The following is an 18808-nucleotide window of genomic DNA, read 5'->3' as shown; positions in this document are numbered from 1 at the left end:
ATTAGCCAAACCTTCCGCTGAGATAATCCTGGAGACGTTGGTCTTTGGGCGCAGAGAAAATCTGCTTGGTAGTACCCGTCTCAACCATGTCACCCACATAGAAAAATGCTGTGTTGTCAGAGACACGCGTTGCCTGTTCCATATTGTGCGTAACGATAATCTCGCAAATACCCGACTCAGCAATGGAACGAATTGTCTCTTCTACCGCATAGGTAGAAATCGGGTCAAGAGCAGAGCAAGGCTCATCGTAGAGCACCACGTCAGGCTTCATTGCAAGCGTACGAGCAATACACAGACGCTGCTGCTGACCACCAGAAAGCGCATGGGCACTCTGATTGAGCTTATCCTTCACTTCATCCCACAAAGCAGCCTTGCGAAGCGATTCTTCTACCAGCTCATCACCCTCAGCACGGCTATGAATACGACCGTGCTTCTTAGGAGCAAAGAGGATGTTTTCGCGAATAGACTTACGAAATGGCGTGGGTTGCTGAAATACCATGCCAATAGACTTACGCAGCTCATACAGATTGACATCACGCGTATTGACATTGGCTCCGTGGTAGATAATCTCGCCGCCTACAACACAGCGAGAAATCTCGCGGTTCATAAGGTTAAGGCAGCGCAGAAACGTTGATTTGCCACAACCAGAAGGACCGATAAGAGCAGTAACCTGTCCCCCTTCGAAGTTTAAGGAAGTTGGATGCAATGCCTCATGAGTGAAATCGTACTTGACTGTCACATCATGTGTTGAGAGCAGGCAATCCTTTACGGCTGGCGTTTGATTCTGAGTTGTCATTCGGCTGTCAGCCTCCTAGCAAGAACCTTACCCAACACACGTGCCAACACGTTAAAGAGCAGCACACACACAAGCAGTACGGCCGCAGTACCCCATACGATTTCATCATTACCAGGGGTTGGCTCCATCTTGAGCTTCCAAATATGAACAGCCAATGTCTCGGCAGGACGGAAAATATTCCAAGGATTGGTTGGAGCTGCAAGATTTGTGCTAGCAAAGTTCAAGCGTGCTGCCGCAGAACCAGAGGTAAAGATAAGAGCTGCAGCCTCACCAAATACGCGTCCAGCAGAAATAACAATACCGGTTACAATTGCCGGCATAGCAGCTGGTAAAAGGACGTTGATGGTGGTTTCCCAACGCGTAAGACCCATCGCAAGTGAGGCATCACGCTGACTCGCAGGAACATCTTCGAGTGCTTGCTGGATAGTCCGGACAAGAATTGGGATATTGAACATCGTAAGAGCAAGCGCACCTGCGATGATGGAAATTCCCCAACCAAGTACAACAACAAAGAACAACGATCCAAACATGCCAACCACGATAGAAGGCAAACTCGAAAGTGTTTCGATAGCCGTTTTTGCCGCCGACGTCATCCAGTTATCAGGCGCGTATTCAACGAGGAAAATCGCTGCACCCAACGAAATGGGAACAGAAATAATAAGTGTGATAATCAGCAGGTAGAACGAGTCAAACAGCTGGTAAAGAATACCGGGCGCTACATCATCGGTTGATGGGTTGGTCAAAAATCCAGGCGAAAGCGCCTTACCAAGACCCATATACAGAATGTAGGCAATAATCGCAACGAGCAAAAACATGACAAGCCCTACGATGACCGTAAGAACACCCGTTGCAAATTTGTCCTGAGCGCCAATCTTTTTGGCATGAGCAGCAAGATCAACCTGCATGGATCGCTGATTTGTCTGATCATTCTTAGCCATGCTGTTTAGCTCCCCTCTTACCAATTATGTGAATGAGGACAATGAAGAAGAGCGACATCAACAGCAAGAGCAAGCCAAGCGACCAAAGCGCATGGTACTCAACAGAGCCCGTCGTAGCATTGGAAAGCCCCGAAGTGAGAGCCGTGGTAAGTGTCGCAGCTGGATCGAGAAGACCAGTAGGCATAGAACGCTCTACGCCACCGATTACCATTTGCACTGCCAGTGTCTCACCGAAGGCACGGGTCATGCCGAGAATGACAGCCGTCATAAGAGATGGAAGCGCACTCTTGAGTACAACATGCCACACGGTTTGCCACCGTGTACAACCAAGCGCATACGAACCTTCACGATATTCGTTTGGGACTGCTGCTAATGCGTCGATGGAAAGCGTCGTTACCGTGGGCAAAATCATTACAGCCAATACAATCGATCCGGAAAGAATACCGGCACCTGTTGCAGCTGCTTCCCCAAAAATTGCACGCATCGCACTATTGACCACTGAAAGGCCCAGTACGCCGTATACGACTGATGGGATTCCCACCAGAAGCTCGACAACTGGCTGGAAGAAACGGCGCCCAAATCCAGGTGCGACCTCAACAACAAAAATCGCAGAACCAAGAGCAATTGGAAGTGCAATAACAGTTGAAAGCAGTGTGACGGAGAATGACCCAACGATCAGTGGCAAAGCTCCAAAACGCTGTTGATCGGGAATCCAATTTTGTCCACTTAGAAATGACCAGAGGTTAATGCCATCCTGAAAAAATGTGGCAAGACCTTGCTGGGCCACCATCACAATGAGGGTAACAACGACAAGAGCAACCAAAGCAACGCACAATGTTGTGATGCTAAACCCTATACCCTCTAACCTGCGCTTTGGCATCTGTTTCGCCATTACGCAACCTTTCTCTACCTACAGCGAGGCGCCCATCGCATGGAAGGACGCCTCGCCCAACATATATATGCTTAAACTGAATTAGATAGCGGTGACGTTACCGTCAACGTCTTTCTTAACCTTCATACCGTTCAGAGGAATGAAGCCCTGCTCAGGAACGAGATTTGTCTGAACTTCATCAGAGAGCATATAGTCAATGAATGCCTTGGTAACATCATCGGCATCGTTTCTTGTATACATATGCTCGTAAGACCAAATATTGAAGTCACCGGACTCAACATTCTCCTGAGTTGGTGCTACACCATCAACAGAAAGAGCCTTGAACTTAGAGTCGTCGAAGTAGTTGAAGGCAACATAAGAAATGGAACCCTCAGTCTGGGAAACCTTGTCCACAACTGTGCCTGAAGAATCCTCTTCAGCAACCGGCTTGAAGGAATCAGGAACGGTAGCACCCTGGAGAACAGCATCCTCGAAGGTTGCACGAGTGCCAGAACCAGCCTTACGGTTAATTACCTGGATGGTGCCAGCGGTGCCGCCTACCTGGCTCCAATCGGTAATCTCACCAGTAAAGATACCCTTGAGCTGTTCGGTCGTGAGGTCGTCAACATCAACAGATGGATTAACAATGGGACCCATGCCTACAATAGCCACCTGGTTGTCAACGAGATTCTCGACATCAGCAGCATCGAGCTTGGTCTCTGCAAAGACATCGGAACGGCCAATCTGCACCTTGCCATCCTTGATGTCGGAAAGGCCCTGACCAGAACCACCAGCAGAAATAGAGATGGAAACGTCGGGGTTTGCGTCCATAAAGTCGTTAGCAGCTGCTTCTACGAGCGGCTGGAACGATGTAGCACCGGAGCATGAAATGGATCCGGACAGTGATTCACCGGAGCCGGATGCTGCCTGCTCACTTGAGCCACCGCAGCCTACCAGACCAAGGCCAGCCACTGCTGCGGCTGAAATGCCAGCGAAAGAAAGGAACTGACGACGAGACATCTTGTTATCGAGCATGTTGCTCCTTCCAGGGACTTACCTGTTTTTGTATTGTGGAAACAGATCGCTCTGTTCCCCTGCCATCACATCCTATGCGCCGTCAGTCCCCTAAATTCACCCCGTTTACGAGTGCTTACATAGATGTGACTACTCCTTACATTTTCCTGACATTAACCTCGTCGTCACATGACTGAAACATTGCGTGCTCTCTCTTTAATTGTTCTTGCAGTTCGTTTTAACTGGGAAAATGTATACAAAGTGAAGAATTCTTTAGGTACCAAACTTTATTAGTTCGGCACCTTGACATCTCTAGTAACGGGTACCAAAATGCCTTACGCACATAGAGATGGCACGCATCCAAAAGGAGGCTGTGATGGCCACATCGGCTCTGCGCGCCGTGCACCAGCAGGAGTCACCAAACAAGCGGGTACTTCATGACTTCGGCTACTTTGGCCACTATCTCTGGCTACACCGCGGAGGCAGAGGTGGACGACAGCACGTACTCAAAACCGTGCTCGCCCATGGAGGACAGATGTCCCAAGCGGAGCTGCTCGAGTCTTCGGCCATTACTTCGGCCTCGCTATCGGAGGTTGTCTCAAAGCTCGAACGAGAAGAACTTCTCATTCGAACACGGTCTGAGGCAGATCGCCGACAGGTGCTTTTAACCCTCACGCCATGTGGGATGGAGAAAGCAGCCGAGGTGGTGCGCGGACGGGAACAGTTTGAAAAGGATGCTCTCTCGTGCCTCAGTGACGCTGAAATACATGAGCTTCTCAGCATGCTCGATCGTATTGTTGATCACTGGAAGGTGCTTGAGACACTAGAGAAGGAAGGAGACGCATGCAAAAGAAACTAAGGAAGCGAAATAGCTCCGATGAGGATCGCAGCCTCAGTGAGATAATTCACGTCCTGGGTTCAAGTATTCGTGAGTATCGCAAGGCTTCCATAGCCACCCCCATCATTGTTCTTGGTGAGGTTGTAATGGAAGTTGCTATTCCTTTTGTAACAGCTCAGCTCATTAACACTATCCAAGCTGGTGCAACGCTTTCTGAGATGCTCCCCTATGCCGCTGTTCTTATCGGCATGGCGCTCGCTTCTCTAGCATTTGGTATTGGTGCGGGTATTGAGTGCAGTATTGCATCGTGTGGATTTGCTAAGAACCTACGCCACGATGTCTTTGCTTCAGTACAGAAGTTTAGCTTTGCCAACATTGACCAGTTCTCTCCAAGTTCATTGGTTACTCGCCTCACAACCGACATCACCAATGTTCAGCTTGCCTATATGATGATTATTCGTACGGCAGTTCGCTGCCCAATGCTGCTTATCTGCGGCATTGTTATGTCGTTTATCATGGCCGGCCCCATGGCATTTGTCTTTGTCCTTATTGTTCCACTATTGGGCTTTGGTCTCTATAAGGTTGTAAGAACGGTACACCCAATTTTCCGTTCGGTATTTCATAAGTACGACGCCTTAAATGAGTCGGTCGAAGAAAACGTCACTGGTATGCGAGACGTAAAAAGCTACGTCCGCCAGGATTATGAGAAGCAGCGTTTTGGAGTTGCTGCTCAGGATGTATGCCGTGACTTTACACGCGCCGAGAAGATCCTTGCTCTCAACACCCCAATGATGAATCTCGCGGTATACACCGTGTTTGTTGTCGTCATTCAATTTGGCAGCTACCTCATCATTTCAAGTCGAGGCAGCCTCTTTAATGTCGGCCAACTCTCCGCACTTACCACCTATGGCTTCATGATTTTGATGGCCCTCATGATGGTCTCGATGGTTTTTGCCATGATCACTATGGCCCAAGAGAGTGCTGAGCGTATCGTTGAAGTTATTCAGACCAAACCGACCATTCAAAACCCCGAGCATCCTGTTACCGAGATGAAGGACGGCTCAATCGACTTCAACAACGTGACTTTTAAGTACTCGGAAAAGGCTGAGCATCGCGCACTTGCAGAGATTGATCTGCACATTAAGAGTGGCGAAACCCTTGGTATAATGGGTGGCACCGGCTCTGCTAAGACATCGCTCGTAAACCTCATCAGCCGTCTGTACGATGTTTCAGAGGGTTCTGTAGAAGTTGGCGGCATCGACGTACGCGACTATGACCTTGAATTCCTGCGTAATAACGTAGCCGTCGTACTCCAAAAGAATGTATTGTTCTCAGGCACCATCAAAGAGAACCTGCGCTGGGGTAAGGCTGATGCAACTGATGACGAAATTCGTGAGGTTTGCGAACTTGCTCAGGCGGCTGAATTCGTAGAAGGATTCCCCAAGAAATATGACACCTACATCGAGCAAGGTGGTACAAACGTATCCGGTGGTCAGAAGCAGCGTCTTTGTATTGCTCGCGCCCTTCTCAAGCACCCCAAAGTACTCATTCTCGATGACTCTACCTCTGCAGTAGACACCAGGACCGACGCCCTTATCCGTGAAGGCCTTAAGAGCTACTTGCCTGAAACTACCAAGATAATCATTGCCCAGCGTACAAGCTCCGTACAGGATGCTGACCGCATTCTTGTACTCGATAACGGCCATATCGCTGGCTTGGGTACACACGACGAGCTGATGAAGACGTGCGAGTTCTACCGCGAGACCTACGAACAGCAGAACCGCACCTATGAAGAAGACATATTGCCTACTGAGGTAGAAGACGTTACGCCCGATACCACCACGAAAGGGGGTGTTGCAGATGAGCAATAATGTCAATAACTCTGTAAACGAGACATTTAAGAACACGTTTGGCGTCAATAGACCAAAAGCCCCAGAGCCAGAGGATACACGTCAAAATGTCGCAAAGCGCCAGGTGCCCCCTGCCCCCAAGAAAACGGGCGTGCGCACCAAGACGCTCGGACGCTTGATCAAAACGCTCTTCTCTTTCTATCCGCGTCTGCTACCGATGGTTCTTATCTGCATTGTAATTTCTGCAATTCTGTCATCGCTTCCTGCAACCTTTATGCAGCGCACCCTTGAAATTGTGACCGACACCTGGCAGTCAGGCGACTGGGTAAGCGCAGCTCAGCGCGTTGAACCCCTCGTAGTCTCGCTGATTGGCATTTATGTGGTGTCGCTTATCCTGAACTTCACCTACACGCGAGCCATGGCCGTAATTACACAGGGATCGCTTGAGAAGTTCCGTGAGAAGCTTTTCGACCATATGCAGGATCTGCCCATCAGCTTCTTCGACCAGCACCAACGTGGCGATATCATGTCGCACTACACCAACGACATTGATGCTCTTCGTCAGATGATTGGTCAGTCGCTTCCCAACATTACGCTTACTATCGTGACCTGTATTTCTGTTGTATGCGTTATGGTGTATTACAGCGTCTGGCTTGCTTTGGTAGTTGTTTGCGGCGTGTTGTTCATGGCGTACATGACCAAGGTGCTCGGTTCTCGTTCTGCTCGTAACTTTGTAGCTCAGCAGCGTGAAATCGGCATTGTAGAAGGCCATGTCGAAGAGATTATGAACGGCCAGCGTGTCGTTAAAGTCTTCTGCCACGAGCAGGCGGCTCAGGAAGACTTTGATGTACGCAATGAAGCACTTTTCCGTGCTTCTCGAGACGCCAACATGTACACCAACACCCTCGGCCCAATCCTCATGAACCTCGGTAACCTAATGTACGTTATCGTGGCCCTTGTTGGTGGTATCTTCATCGAAGCAAACATTCCGAACCTGTCGGTTTCTGGTCTCGCATTTTCCATTGCCGTCACGGTACCGTTCCTGAACATGACCAAGCAGTTTGCCGGGCAGATTGGCCAGATCTCTCAACAGATCAACTCTGTTGTTATGGGTCTTGCAGGTGCTGAACGTATCTTCGAGCTTATGGATGAACAGCCTGAGCACGATGAGGGATACGTCACTCTCGTCAACACCAAATATGTCAATGGTGAGCTTGTAGAAACTGATGACAAAATGTCTGGTCAGTGGGCCTGGAAGTGGCCTCACCACGAAGGTGGTACGGAACTTGTACCGCTCATGGGTGATGTCCGCCTTAATCACGTAGATTTCGGCTATAAACCTGGCCATACCGTTCTTCATGACGTAAGCGTGTGGGCTGAGCCTGGTCAGAAGATTGCCTTTGTTGGCGCGACAGGTGCAGGCAAAACCACCATTACCAATCTTATTAACCGCTTCTACGATATCGCTGATGGCAAGATCCGCTATGACGGCATTAACATCAACAAGATTAAGAAAGATGACCTGCGTCGTTCTTTAGGCATGGTACTTCAGGATGTAAACCTGTTTACTGGCACCGTTATGGATAACATTCGTTTTGGCCGACTCGACGCAACCGATGAAGAGTGCATCGCTGCAGCTCGCCTTGCCGGTGCAGACGGCTTTATCAAGCGTTTGCCCGAGGGTTATCACACCATGCTGACCGATAATGGCTCGAACCTTTCTCAGGGCCAACGCCAGCTGCTCTCGATTTCTCGTGCTGCCGTAGCAGACCCGCCCGTCATGATTTTGGATGAGGCTACCTCTTCAATCGATACGCGCACTGAAGCAATTGTCCAGCGCGGCATGGATGCCCTCATGGCAGGCCGTACAACATTTGTAATTGCGCACCGTCTCTCAACGGTTCGCAACTCAGATGCCATTATTGTTCTTGACCATGGTCGTATTATTGAGCGCGGTAGCCATGACGAGCTTATCGCTAAGCATGGTGTGTACTACCAGCTTTATACCGGTGCATTTGAGCTCGAATAGGTGCTCTTAATAAAGCGGTTTTCAGAAGGCCTTAGGCAAAACCTAAGGCCTTCTTCATGAATAAATACGCTGACAAGCCCCCACAAAGCTCCGCATCTACATCAATATTGAAACTAACAACTCAGCGTAAAGTGCCTGAACTTTTTTATGAGTTTGTACGGAATGTCCCAAAATGCTCTCAAGTGAGGTAAGGTTGCCCATGGCTTTAACACCACTAGGGTTGTAAAAACACGAAAGGGGGAATCATGATTACGTGCTACAAGACAGGCGACGATAACAAGACAGTACAGGTGGCATCCCCTGAACCTGGAACATGGATCAGCGTTGTAGACCCCACGCCAGAGGAGAGCAGCTGGCTTGAGCAGGAAATCGGTGTTCTCCCTGAGTTTGTACGCGCCGCACTTGACGAAGAGGAAACCTCACACATCGACTTCGACGAGGACGCCAATCAAACACTTGTTATCGTTGACTACCCCACGCATGAAGACGCCGACAAAGACGGCGATTCCACACGACTGCAGTACATAACCCTTCCTATCTCGGTCGTATTTATCCCTCAAAGCGGAATCATCGTTACCGTAACGCTTCAGGAATGCCCTATCGTCCAGGATATGGCTGAGGGTCGTGTACGACAGCTCAACACCCGTTTGCGGACGCGTTTTCTTCTCCTTATGCTGTTGAGAATTTCACAGAGCTACCTGATCCATCTACGTCACATTGATCGTCTCTCCAGCAAAACCGAGCAGAACCTCTATGGTTCTATGAGAAATGAAGAGCTTCTCCAGATGCTTTCTCTTGAGAAGTCTTTGGTCTTTTTCTCAACCTCACTCAAATCAGCAGAAGTGACGCTGAATAAGATCATGCATGGCCATCTTATTTCTCTGTATGAAGACGATGCTGACCTTATGGAAGACGTGATGATTGAGGTTCATCAGGCACAAGAAATGTGCAATATCTATAGCAACATTCTTTCCGGCACAATGGACGCCTATGCCAGCGTTATTTCAAACAATTTGAACATTGTTATGAAGGTGCTTACGGTGCTCACCATTGTGATGGCAATTCCTAATATTGTATTTGGATTCTTTGGCATGAATGTCAATCTACCGTTTGCAGGCGCGCCATTTGCGGATTCGTGGATCTTCCCCACGGTCATAACCATAGCTGCTTGTCTCATTGCAGCGCTTATCTTTAAGCGCAAGGGACTATGGGGGTAGCGTTCAAATCAAAGCTATCCCAATTGAAAAGAGAATTTTTAATTTGCTCCATATAAACAAACTGTCCGAAACACCAGTTGTCTCGGACAGTTTTTGGAACCAGCCAACTTCTCATAATCAAAGGGTACGTGGACCGGGAAATACTATCGGATAAAATTCGTCGACTCCCCGCACTCTTGCTTTGGCTCCGCAATCCCAGCGTTGCGGCCAGCTTCTATTGAGCGAAGCATCCACGCCATATTGCGTCCAAGTTGACGCATTGTCCAAAGCCCCTCTGCATCCTGCTCTACTTCTTCGGCGGTATTGCCGTGCACCATATTCCAGTATCTCGAGCTTACGATCGGCATTTGGGAAATCGTAAAGAACTTTTGAATATCATCGAGCGCTGCAGTTGTCCCGGCACGTCGGGCACTTGCCACTGCAGCCGCAGGCTTGCCTTTGAATATGCTTTGAGTGCCAGCTCTTCCGTCTGAATAAAACAACCGATCCATAAAGCCTAAAAGTGATGCAGCAGCATGGGCATAATGAACCGGCGCTCCAAACACAAAGCCATCTGTAGACTGCGCAAGCTCCCTAAATTCATTCACCACATCGTTATAAACGCATTTTCCCAGCTTGTCACAGGTGTGGCAATCTACACAGCCTCCCACGGGACGACCACCAATCCAAAACTGCTCCGCCTCAATATTCTCTTCTTTCAAAACGGTAGCAATTTCTTCAAGGGCTCGCGCAATGCAGCCATTGCGATGGGGACTACCATTTACAAGCAACACTTTCATAGGAAGCCTTCTTTCCTTCTACCTACTCATTCCCAAGATGCCGAGAAATAAATGCATCAATTGTTCCCCAATAGACGTCTGGATTAACAAGCACCGATTGTGCATGTGCAGCACCTTCAACAGCAAGACGTTCTTTCTGACTGCTCTGACATGCCTGAAATACTTCATCAAGCATAGAGAAGGGCACAAACGTATCCTCGGTCCCATGGATAAAAAGCATGGGAATGCGAGCGTGACGAAGCTGGCGAACAGCAGAGGCTTCACGAAGACCAAATCCAGCTCGAGTTTTTACAACCGCATCGCACGCCGCAAGAACTCCAGTTCCCACCAATCCCTTAGCCTTATCTCCTAACACGGATTGAGAAAGATATCGCAATTCATCCCATACGCTGGTATAACCGCAATCTTCAATCGCACAGAAAACATATGGAGGAAGCGGACGCCCACACGCCATCATTACTTCCGCGCCACCCATTGAAACGCCTGCTAGTACAATACGGGCTTCCGGGTCGAGCTCATGAATCATCTGAATCCAAATAAGCAGATCGGCACTATCTTGCCAGCCCATCTGAATATATCCTGTTCCAACATTGCGCTCATGTCCACGAGCTGCTGGCAACAGCACCTTAAAACCCCGCTCAAATGCATGTCGAGCAAAACTTGCCATATCTGAAGGGCGTCCCGTATAGCCATGACAGGCAATGAGGTAATCGTGTCGTCCATTCCACTGGTCGAGATACCAGCCAAGAAGCTCACAGCCATCAGAGGCAACTATCGATACGCTTGACCGACAAGTTTCAAACCAGCGTACAGACTCCTCGTCGCGACATAAATCGCCGCCCTCGGGCGCGATACCTGCTTCGCAAGCACGCATCGGATTGAGGGCGGCATCAAAAAGATCATTCAGTGCCCGTATGGGGTTATTCATGTAAGAACCCTCCTTCAGGCAACATCATGATTCTGACAAGCAGCACTTACATAAGCTCACACACTTTTGAGGCAAATGCCACAGGATCTTCTGGCATCATACCTTCAACAAGCAGAGCTTGGTCATAGAGAAGCGCTGCATAGAGATTGATTTTATCGCTATCGTCGGCATCTTTTGCTGCGCGAAGCTTCTCAAACACAGGATGCTGAGCATTGATCTCAAGCACACGCTGGGCACGTGGAACATCCCCACTCTCAGGACCAGCGGACAGAACCTGCTCCATTTCAAGGGAAAGTGGACCTTCGGAAGTAATAACCGCAGGAGCGCCATCAGCAGCAAGACGAGTAGAAATGGCAACTTTCTCGACCTTATCACCAAGGGCTTCTTTCAAAGCGCTGAGCAGATCATCATTGGCCTTTGCCGTCTCTTCTGCCGCCTTCTTTTCCTCATCAGTTGCCAAGTCAAGATCGCCAGAAGTTACGTTGTGAAGTTCAACGGTACGATCCTCACGCTCAGGCTCAGCACCATCGGCTTGTGCCTTCTGAGCAGCTTCGCGAGCCGCTTCGTCTTCATATACCTTTGGCAGATCTTTTGCGGTGTAATCACGCATTGCCTGGAAGCAGAACTCATCAACATCCTGCGTGCAAAGCAAAACGTCATAACCTTTAGCAAGTACCGATTCCACAACAGGCATCTTTGCTAAACGATCTCGGTCATCGCCGGCGGCATAGTAAATTGCATGCTGGTCTGCTGGCATAGCAGCAACATATTCACGCAAGGTAAGCAGTTTCTGCTCACGCGCACTCCAGAACAGCAACAGATCGGCAAGCTCATCCTTCTTCATGCCATAGCTTGCATAGATGCCATATTTAAGACCGCGGCCAAAGTTCTCAAAGAATTTCTCAAATGCTTCGCGATCGTTGTCGCGCATATCTTCAAGTTCGGCCGTTATTTTCTTCTCTACGCGGTTGGCGATTGCATGCAGCTGACGGTTTTGCTGAAGCGTCTCGCGGCTAATATTTAGCGTGACATCAGGTGAAGCAACAACACCACGCACGAAGTTATAGTAATCCGGTACTAAATCGGCACACTTCTCCTGAATAAGCACATTGGAGGAATACAGCGCCAAGCCCTTTTCATAGTCCCTGCTATACAAATCAAATGGAGCACGACTGGGAATAAAGACCAGAGCGTCGTATTCCAAAGCACCTTCTGCATGGAAGGAAATGGTGCGTGCTGGGTCCTCAAAATCATGGAACGTAGACTTATAAAACTCGTCGTAGTCCTTCTGCTCAATTTCTGAGGAGCGCTTTTTCCAGATTGGTGTCATGGAATTTATGGTTTCGAGCTCCTGATAGCTTTCATACTCTGGCTTGTAGTCGTCGCCAGCATCTTCTGGCTTAGGCTTTTGACGGCTCTTGGTAACCATCATCTGAATGGGATGATGCACATAGTTGCTATGACGGCGCACGAGCTCACGGAGTGTCCACTCCTCTAGATACTGGCTATAGCGCTCTCCACCTTCGCCGTTAGCACCTGGCTCTTCATCATCTTTAAGCGTGAGAATAACATCGGTACCATGGCCTTCACGCTCAGCATCTTCAATCTCATAGCCTTCAAGACCGTCGCTGGTCCAAGCATGGGCCTGGGTATCACCATAAGCTTTTGAAACAACACGAACATGTTTGGCAACCATAAATGCTGAGTAAAAGCCGACGCCGAACTGGCCAATGATATCGATTGCTGAGTTTTGAGCATCAGAGTTAGCTGTTTTAAATTCTTCAGAGTCAGAGTGAGCAATAGTGCCAAGATTACGTTCCAGATCCTCTGCAGTCATACCACTGCCATTATCGGAAATGGTAAGTGTGCGTGCCTGAGCATCCGGAGTAATGCGAATAGTGAGCTCCTCAGATCCTAAATCAACATCTGGATCGGTCAGGCTCCTTAAATAGAGCTTATCTTCTGCATCTGAGGCGTTTGAGATAAGCTCGCGTAGAAAAATTTCTTTATTGGTGTAAACGGAATTTATCATCAGGTCGAGAAGCTTTTTGCTCTCAGTTTTGAATGAATGCATATAGGATAGCCTCCATACCTCTGTGAACAAACCTACTATTAGTTGACTTAGGTTTTATATCCTAAATGCGCGCATGTATTCAATTCTGCAAAGAATGAACGTAGATATTGGACACTTTGGGATCGGCGAGTGTGCAGAGCGAATGTGATTCCGGTGTAGCGCTCAATAAATCGGTATACTTTTTATCTATATTGCTGTAATGCAGAGATGAAATATCTCTCTTGCAGCCGCCCTGTTCCCGACACGCGGAGAGATATGAGCCTTAAGGGTCAAATCTTTAGTCCACTACGCTTAGCTGCTACCCTTGTGCTGGAAGCTGCTTTGGTGATAAATGCCCTGCCTTCCTTGGCACTCGCGGATGATAATGAACTGGAACAGCTCGAAGAGGCTGCCATTTCTGCCGGCGAGGAATATCAGAACGCCCAGGAGGAGCTCGACAAACTCAACGAGCAAATCGAAGAAAATGAAGCTCGTATCACTGAAATCGAAGAGCAATTACCCGAGCATCGTGAAAAGTGCGCTGAGGCAATACGATCCAGCTACAAGATGCAGCAGGGTCAACCCGGGCTCGTCGCCCTCCTTCTTTCTGCTGAGGACTTTAATGAATTCCTCACGATGGCGGGCTATCTCGACTCAATGAACAAGTCAAACATTGATGACATAGAACAGCTTGTAGAAATGCAAGACGAACTCAAACAGACTCGTTCTGATCTTGAGCAGCAGCGTGCCGATGTTGAGAAGAAAGCAGATCAGGCTCGCGAAGCTGCTGATGAAGCTGAAAAAGCCGCCGAAGCAGCCCGTAAGAAAGCGCTTGAAAATGCGGCCGCTGCAGAGGCTGCCTACAAAGCACAGCAAGAGGCTCAGAAACAATCACAGCAAGAGTCGCAGCAATCTCCCCAATCCAATGATCAGGCTAACGATACTCCTCAGCTAAGTGAGCCCCAGCCTTCCGCTCCCTCTGGCAACACATCTGGTGACTGGATTTATGTCGGCGCTTCTACCTACGGCATTGGCGATGGCTTTTTGTGGGGTACCACGGCATCAGGCGATATTGTCACCCCTACATCAATGGGTGTTGCCATGAAGACCGTTCCTCTGGGAACCACCATTGAAATTACCTACAACGGTCGTACGTGCACCGCAGTAGTAAATGACCGCGGACCATTTGTTGGTGGTCGTGAAATCGATTTACAGCCTGCAGTTGCCAATGCTCTTGGCTTTAGTGGAGTAGGAACCGTTGGCTACCGCATTATTGGCTAGCGTCTGCGTCGCGCTTCACGCATAATGTCGCGGACAATCCAAAGGCCAAGCCAAAGGGCAATGAGATAGCCCACAAAGCCAATGACAGGCACACCTAAAATAACTGGCTGTATACGTGCGTAGTAGATCACAGAGGATCCAATAAAAAGACCCGCAATTATTATGCCCATCGTAAGACGGTCGGCAGCATGTGCCATATCAGAGATAGGATCTTCTGAGCCAGCGAGGCGCATATTAACCGACAGCTGTCCACGCGTAAGCATGTGCGCAGCAAGCTTTAGCTCAGATGCTGCACCTAGCACTCCATGCAACGCTTCATGCAGCTCGTATGCCGTCCGATTAGTTTCTTCCGAAATAACATCAGCAAAAGATTCGTGAGCCCTTACATGCTGAGCAAGTATGTCGATCATCGAAACTTCCGGGATAAACTCGTCCAGCACACCTTCAAGGGTCACCATACTCCGTGCAAACATCGTGATAGACCCTGGCAGCTCTATGCCGTTTCTCCGTGCAAGTGTGATGATGGCCATAATGAAGCCACCCACATTAAGCTCGGAGAGTGCCTGACTACCATAATCATCCAATATTTGATCGAGATCCGATAAAAGTTGAGCGTGATCGAGCTCCCCAGTATCGGTACTAGCTGCAAAACGCAGCAAACCACTCTTGAGCAAAGGAGTATTATGCTCGGCTACGGCGTACATAATGTCGCGCAACGCGAGACGATTATGTGACGACAGACGCCCAATAATGCCCAAGTCGATAAATGCAATTTTGCCACCGGAAATAATAATGTTGCCCGGATGTGGATCAGCGTGAAAAAAGCCAACATCAAGCACTTGATGCGCGTAGTTATCAACCAGTTTTTCACCGATTTCAGTAAGGTCATAACCAGCTGCAACAAGACCTGAGGTATCGGAGATAGGAATCCCGCGAATGTAGTCCATTACCACAACGTGCTCAGTACAGAGCTCTTTATAAGGTTTAGGACAGGTAACAAAAGCAACGTTTTTATTGGTGGAACGAAACTTTTCGAGATTAGAAGCCTCTACCAAGAAGTCTGTTTCATCACGAAATGATGCCCAAAGCTCCTCTATAACCGATTGAATATCCAAAAACTGATTGTTGCCAATAAATCTTGAAAGATGGCGTACGACCGAACGCATAATATCGATGTCCTGCGCCATGGTTTCTCGCACGCCAGGACGCTGAACTTTTACTGCAACATCAGTGCCGTCTGTTAAGCGGGCGATATGCACTTGCGCCACCGATGCAGACCCCAAAGGATTGGGATCAATTGCATCAAAAAGCTCTTCTAACGGCCTATCATATTCTGCACGAAGAGTTTGAAGCACCTCTTCATACGTCATTGGATCAACGTCAGTTCTTAGACGCGTGAGTTCCTGACAAAAACTCTCTGGCAAGATCTCAGAGCGCATGGATAGAATTTGGCCAGCCTTTACAAAAGTAGGTCCAAGTTCTTCAAGCATCATGCGCATACTCTGTGGCGTGAGACCATGCACCACATCGTAGCGGCTAATGATTACCAGAATTTCTTTTAGACGCTGATAGCGCTCAAGACGCGTAAAACGTCGGGACGAGCCTGAGGAACGCCGTCCACCAAAAAGACCGATGGTCTCTTCAGTGGACGCCGATTGATGCGTAGTTGTCTGTTGCTCCTTGCAGGCACGTTCGCGTTCTGTATCCATACGGAAGAATCGTTTCTACGCTTCGTCGTTATCTTCGTCTTTATCAGCAGAATCGTCTGGAGTGACGTTGCCTTCATCCAGATCGAAAGCAAGCTTTGCTACACGCTCGGCGTATGCCGCACGCTCTGCGGGTGTCATCATAGACATACGAGCACGCAACAGATCGTCCTCGCCATGCTCTAACGCTTGACCTGCCTTAATCGTGAGTTCTTCATTGAGTTCTTTGCCCTGTTTTACGGTAAGCTCACCCTTCTCGACAAGCTCATTCACAATTTCACGGGATTTCTCAGCACCTGTAGCAACCGCTCCAACACCCATAAGGAAAAACTTGCGGACGCCCTCACCCAGATCAAACTCTGCCATCGTGTCCTCCTTGGTCGGTAAGCACAGTGCCAACACCTCTGCGGGCACCTTTAGTCTCACTCTACCCCGAACTGAATATTCTTTTACCCAAGAAGCACGCGGACGAGCTCGTCGCAGCTCTCAACGATAGCTGCAGCCCCTGCTTCTTCAAGTTCTTCGCGAGTTGCGGTTCCGAAGAGCACTCCAACACACGGCATTCCCACCTGTAAAGCGCCTTCCACATCGTAAAAACGATCACCAACCATAACAGCCTGATCGCAAGAAATGCCAAGAGCTTGTAAGGTGTCTGATATTACGATTTTCTTTGCACCGAGCCCATCGCGCACTTTACCTACAATGGCATCAAACTTGTTGGCAATCCCCTCATCGGCAACCATACGCTGGGCTAATGCATTGTTCTTGGAAGTTGCTATTGCAAGATGCTTGCCATCTGCTCGTAAGGTATCAAGCATCTCTGGAATACCTTCAAATGTGGGGTATGTCTCTGGACCCAAGTTGTTATAAATCGCACGGTATTGACGAGTTATCTCAGCAGCGTCTTCTTCAGAAAAGCCGTAGACCTGAGAAAATGCAGCTGGAAAAGGAGGGCCTACAAGTCTACGAGCATCCCCTATTTCCTCATCGGAAAGTCCCCACTCGCGTAAAACATGTCTCGCAGTATCTACAATTGCAGGCATGGTATTAGCGATGGTGCCGTCAAAATCAAACAACACATACGCTCTTTCAGATACAGATGGACTCCACTGGCGCATTCCCATGAAACTCCTTGCTTCTTTTTCTGTACAACTACGTTAACTACAACTTATGAACGACCTTATCACGGTACGGTTAACCATTGTGCGCGAAGCGTATAAGGTGTGTATCCTTAGGCACAACCAATCTTCATACGAGATTTATAAACTAAAACCAAGGAGGAGTTATGCAGGTTAAACCCATAAGCTGCTATCGTCCAACACCGGAGGCTGCAGCAGAGTTCGCCTCACTTCCTTACGATGTATATGATCGTGCCGAAGCACGCGCTTATGTAGCAGAACATCCCCGTTCATTCCTTGCAATTGATAGACCAGAAACGCAGTTTGATCCTGACTACGATATGTATGCCCCCGAGGTTTACAAACGTGGGGCCAAACTCTTAGATAAGCGAATTACCGACAGGACACTTTTGCCTGATGCGGGTCCTTGCTACTTTATTTGGAGCATGACACACGATGGACATACGCAGACAGGCATAGTGGCAGCTTGTTCGGTTGATGAATATCTTGATGGCACTATTCGTCGCCATGAGAACACTCGTCCAGAAAAGGAACAAGACCGTGTTCGTCATATTGAGGCACTTTCGGCACAAACGGGCCCAATCTTTCTTGCATATCGTGATCAACCAGTGCTTGATACGCTTGTTGAAGCAGCTTGTGCCGGTACTCCCATTTATCACTTTATAGATGAGCAAGGCGTCGAACAGAAAGTTTGGCGTGTTGCACGTCCAGAGGCAACAGCGGCCTTTGAAGCTATGTTTGAACACATCCCTTGTGCTTATATTGCCGATGGACATCATCGCGCAGCGTCCGCTGTTCGTGTTTGTAAGGAACGCCGCGAGCAAGGCAAGCCAGAAGGTGGGTCCAACGAGTTTTTAGCCGTTCTTTTTCCTGCCAATCAACTGACTATTCTTCCTTATAACCGTGTGGTTTCAGACAGGGCGGGACTGAGTCCTGAAGAGCTCTTATCAGCAATTCGTTCGGCAGGATTTACCACTGAACCTTCCTCAGAACCCGTAGTGCCAACTCACCATGGAGAAACGGGTATGTATGTAGATGGTAGCTGGTGGCGTCTCGTTATCGACCCATCCCTCGTACCAGAGGATGCGGTTGCCTCTCTCGATGCTTCCATTATTCAAGACCGAATTCTTGGTCCTATTTTGGGAATAACTGACCCTACCCGCGACCAACGCATTTCCTTTGTCGGAGGTGTACGCGGCACCGATGAGCTTGAACGGCGTGCTGGCGCAGAAGGTGTTGCATTTTCGATGCATGCAACATCTGTTGATGAGCTTCTCGCTGTCGCCGATAACGGGCAGCTTATGCCGCCCAAATCAACATGGTTTGAGCCAAAGCTGCTAAGCGGATTATTCGTTAGGCAGATTTAATA

General features: G+C 48.8%; 16 protein-coding genes. 6 read left to right on the top strand and 10 right to left on the bottom strand.

Annotation, left to right across the window (positions count from 1 at the left end):
• Window position 1: 1 nt before the first annotated feature.
• The 4 genes from ACQY6Y_RS06435 to ACQY6Y_RS06420 all read right to left on the bottom strand — a co-directional run bounded on the left by ACQY6Y_RS06435 (window position 2) and on the right by ACQY6Y_RS06420 (window position 3640).
• The gene (locus ACQY6Y_RS06435; RefSeq protein ID WP_428379487.1) at window positions 2-796 is read right to left on the bottom strand and encodes a phosphate ABC transporter ATP-binding protein; all 795 of its coding nucleotides are present in this window, start codon (window positions 794-796) and stop codon (window positions 2-4) included.
• Window positions 793-1734 carry a phosphate ABC transporter permease PstA gene (gene pstA, locus ACQY6Y_RS06430; protein WP_428379486.1) on the bottom strand — a complete coding sequence of 314 codons (942 nt, stop codon included), beginning with the start codon at window positions 1732-1734 and terminating at the stop codon, window positions 793-795. The genes ACQY6Y_RS06435 and pstA overlap by 4 nt, the downstream gene beginning before the upstream one ends.
• Window positions 1727-2626 (bottom strand): phosphate ABC transporter permease subunit PstC, encoded by a 900-nt coding sequence (gene pstC / locus ACQY6Y_RS06425; protein ID WP_428379485.1) that lies wholly within the window; start codon window positions 2624-2626, stop codon window positions 1727-1729. The genes pstA and pstC overlap by 8 nt, the downstream gene beginning before the upstream one ends.
• An 81-nt stretch (window positions 2627-2707) precedes the next feature.
• Window positions 2708-3640: a phosphate ABC transporter substrate-binding protein PstS family protein gene (locus tag ACQY6Y_RS06420; protein WP_428379484.1), complete on the bottom strand. Its 933-nt coding sequence runs from the start codon at window positions 3638-3640 to the stop codon at window positions 2708-2710.
• Between the two features lie 355 nt (window positions 3641-3995).
• Between ACQY6Y_RS06420 and ACQY6Y_RS06415 the strand changes: the two genes are divergently transcribed.
• The 4 genes from ACQY6Y_RS06415 (at window position 3996) to ACQY6Y_RS06400 (ending at window position 9553) form a co-directional block, all read left to right on the top strand.
• A complete protein-coding gene (locus ACQY6Y_RS06415) occupies window positions 3996-4478 on the top strand; it encodes a MarR family winged helix-turn-helix transcriptional regulator (RefSeq protein ID WP_428379483.1) in 483 nt (160 codons plus the stop codon).
• Window positions 4463-6328, top strand: a complete 1866-nt coding sequence (locus ACQY6Y_RS06410) for an ABC transporter ATP-binding protein (RefSeq protein ID WP_428379482.1) — start codon at window positions 4463-4465, stop codon at window positions 6326-6328. The genes ACQY6Y_RS06415 and ACQY6Y_RS06410 overlap by 16 nt, the downstream gene beginning before the upstream one ends.
• Window positions 6318-8336: an ABC transporter ATP-binding protein gene (locus tag ACQY6Y_RS06405; RefSeq protein ID WP_428379481.1), complete on the top strand. Its 2019-nt coding sequence runs from the start codon at window positions 6318-6320 to the stop codon at window positions 8334-8336. Before ACQY6Y_RS06410 ends, ACQY6Y_RS06405 begins: the two co-directional genes overlap by 11 nt.
• A gap of 245 nt (window positions 8337-8581) precedes the next feature.
• Window positions 8582-9553: a magnesium transporter CorA family protein gene (locus ACQY6Y_RS06400; RefSeq protein WP_428379480.1), complete on the top strand. Its 972-nt coding sequence runs from the start codon at window positions 8582-8584 to the stop codon at window positions 9551-9553.
• 143 nt (window positions 9554-9696) lie between these two features.
• On the opposite strand, the gene ACQY6Y_RS06395 is transcribed toward ACQY6Y_RS06400, so the two are convergent.
• The 3 genes from ACQY6Y_RS06395 to htpG are packed head-to-tail and all read right to left on the bottom strand — an operon-like array spanning window position 9697 to window position 13334.
• Window positions 9697-10332 carry a flavodoxin family protein gene (locus ACQY6Y_RS06395; RefSeq protein WP_428379479.1) on the bottom strand — a complete coding sequence of 212 codons (636 nt, stop codon included), beginning with the start codon at window positions 10330-10332 and terminating at the stop codon, window positions 9697-9699.
• A 22-nt stretch (window positions 10333-10354) separates the two neighbouring features.
• Complete coding sequence (locus tag ACQY6Y_RS06390) at window positions 10355-11260, bottom strand: alpha/beta hydrolase (RefSeq protein ID WP_428379478.1); 906 nt, start codon at window positions 11258-11260, stop codon at window positions 10355-10357.
• A 46-nt stretch (window positions 11261-11306) separates the two neighbouring features.
• A complete protein-coding gene (gene htpG, locus ACQY6Y_RS06385; protein WP_428379477.1) occupies window positions 11307-13334 on the bottom strand; it encodes a molecular chaperone HtpG in 2028 nt (675 codons plus the stop codon).
• Window positions 13335-13589: 255 nt separating this feature from the next.
• On the opposite strand from htpG, the gene ACQY6Y_RS06380 reads away from it, so the two are divergent.
• Window positions 13590-14594: an RlpA-like double-psi beta-barrel domain-containing protein gene (locus ACQY6Y_RS06380; protein WP_428379476.1), complete on the top strand. Its 1005-nt coding sequence runs from the start codon at window positions 13590-13592 to the stop codon at window positions 14592-14594.
• Here the strand turns inward: ACQY6Y_RS06380 and ACQY6Y_RS06375 are convergent.
• The 3 genes from ACQY6Y_RS06375 to ACQY6Y_RS06365 all read right to left on the bottom strand — a co-directional run bounded on the left by ACQY6Y_RS06375 (window position 14591) and on the right by ACQY6Y_RS06365 (window position 17424).
• Entirely contained in the window at window positions 14591-16303 is a 1713-nt protein-coding gene (locus ACQY6Y_RS06375; RefSeq protein ID WP_428379475.1) for an ABC1 kinase family protein, read from the bottom strand. The genes ACQY6Y_RS06380 and ACQY6Y_RS06375 overlap by 4 nt on opposite strands.
• Before the next feature lie 15 nt (window positions 16304-16318).
• Window positions 16319-16666: a hypothetical protein gene (locus ACQY6Y_RS06370; RefSeq protein ID WP_428379474.1), complete on the bottom strand. Its 348-nt coding sequence runs from the start codon at window positions 16664-16666 to the stop codon at window positions 16319-16321.
• Between the two features lie 83 nt (window positions 16667-16749).
• Window positions 16750-17424 (bottom strand): HAD family hydrolase, encoded by a 675-nt coding sequence (locus ACQY6Y_RS06365; protein WP_428379473.1) that lies wholly within the window; start codon window positions 17422-17424, stop codon window positions 16750-16752.
• Between the two features lie 161 nt (window positions 17425-17585).
• Between ACQY6Y_RS06365 and ACQY6Y_RS06360 the strand changes: the two genes are divergently transcribed.
• Entirely contained in the window at window positions 17586-18806 is a 1221-nt protein-coding gene (locus ACQY6Y_RS06360; RefSeq protein WP_428379472.1) for a DUF1015 domain-containing protein, read from the top strand.
• The last annotated feature ends 2 nt before the right edge of the window (window positions 18807-18808 follow it).

Source organism: Olsenella sp. Marseille-QA0557 (assembly GCF_965119725.1).
GTDB lineage: Bacteria > Actinomycetota > Coriobacteriia > Coriobacteriales > Atopobiaceae > Coprovicinus > Coprovicinus avistercoris.
This window is presented reverse-complemented; position numbering and strand designations above follow the sequence as displayed.

Excerpts from the sequence above, each read along its gene's own strand:
- ACQY6Y_RS06435 (WP_428379487.1), bottom strand. The coding sequence starts at position 796 with ATGACAACTCAGAATCAAACGCCAGCCGTAAAGGATTGCCTGCTCTCA.
- pstA (WP_428379486.1), bottom strand. The coding sequence starts at position 1,734 with ATGGCTAAGAATGATCAGACAAATCAGCGATCCATGCAGGTTGATCTT.
- pstC (WP_428379485.1), bottom strand. The coding sequence starts at position 2,626 with ATGGCGAAACAGATGCCAAAGCGCAGGTTAGAGGGTATAGGGTTTAGC.
- ACQY6Y_RS06420 (WP_428379484.1), bottom strand. The coding sequence starts at position 3,640 with ATGCTCGATAACAAGATGTCTCGTCGTCAGTTCCTTTCTTTCGCTGGC.
- ACQY6Y_RS06415 (WP_428379483.1), top strand. The coding sequence starts at position 3,996 with ATGGCCACATCGGCTCTGCGCGCCGTGCACCAGCAGGAGTCACCAAAC.
- ACQY6Y_RS06410 (WP_428379482.1), top strand. The coding sequence starts at position 4,463 with ATGCAAAAGAAACTAAGGAAGCGAAATAGCTCCGATGAGGATCGCAGC.
- ACQY6Y_RS06405 (WP_428379481.1), top strand. The coding sequence starts at position 6,318 with ATGAGCAATAATGTCAATAACTCTGTAAACGAGACATTTAAGAACACG.
- ACQY6Y_RS06400 (WP_428379480.1), top strand. The coding sequence starts at position 8,582 with ATGATTACGTGCTACAAGACAGGCGACGATAACAAGACAGTACAGGTG.
- ACQY6Y_RS06395 (WP_428379479.1), bottom strand. The coding sequence starts at position 10,332 with ATGAAAGTGTTGCTTGTAAATGGTAGTCCCCATCGCAATGGCTGCATT.
- ACQY6Y_RS06390 (WP_428379478.1), bottom strand. The coding sequence starts at position 11,260 with ATGAATAACCCCATACGGGCACTGAATGATCTTTTTGATGCCGCCCTC.
- htpG (WP_428379477.1), bottom strand. The coding sequence starts at position 13,334 with ATGCATTCATTCAAAACTGAGAGCAAAAAGCTTCTCGACCTGATGATA.
- ACQY6Y_RS06380 (WP_428379476.1), top strand. The coding sequence starts at position 13,590 with ATGAGCCTTAAGGGTCAAATCTTTAGTCCACTACGCTTAGCTGCTACC.
- ACQY6Y_RS06375 (WP_428379475.1), bottom strand. The coding sequence starts at position 16,303 with ATGGATACAGAACGCGAACGTGCCTGCAAGGAGCAACAGACAACTACG.
- ACQY6Y_RS06370 (WP_428379474.1), bottom strand. The coding sequence starts at position 16,666 with ATGGCAGAGTTTGATCTGGGTGAGGGCGTCCGCAAGTTTTTCCTTATG.
- ACQY6Y_RS06365 (WP_428379473.1), bottom strand. The coding sequence starts at position 17,424 with ATGGGAATGCGCCAGTGGAGTCCATCTGTATCTGAAAGAGCGTATGTG.
- ACQY6Y_RS06360 (WP_428379472.1), top strand. The coding sequence starts at position 17,586 with ATGCAGGTTAAACCCATAAGCTGCTATCGTCCAACACCGGAGGCTGCA.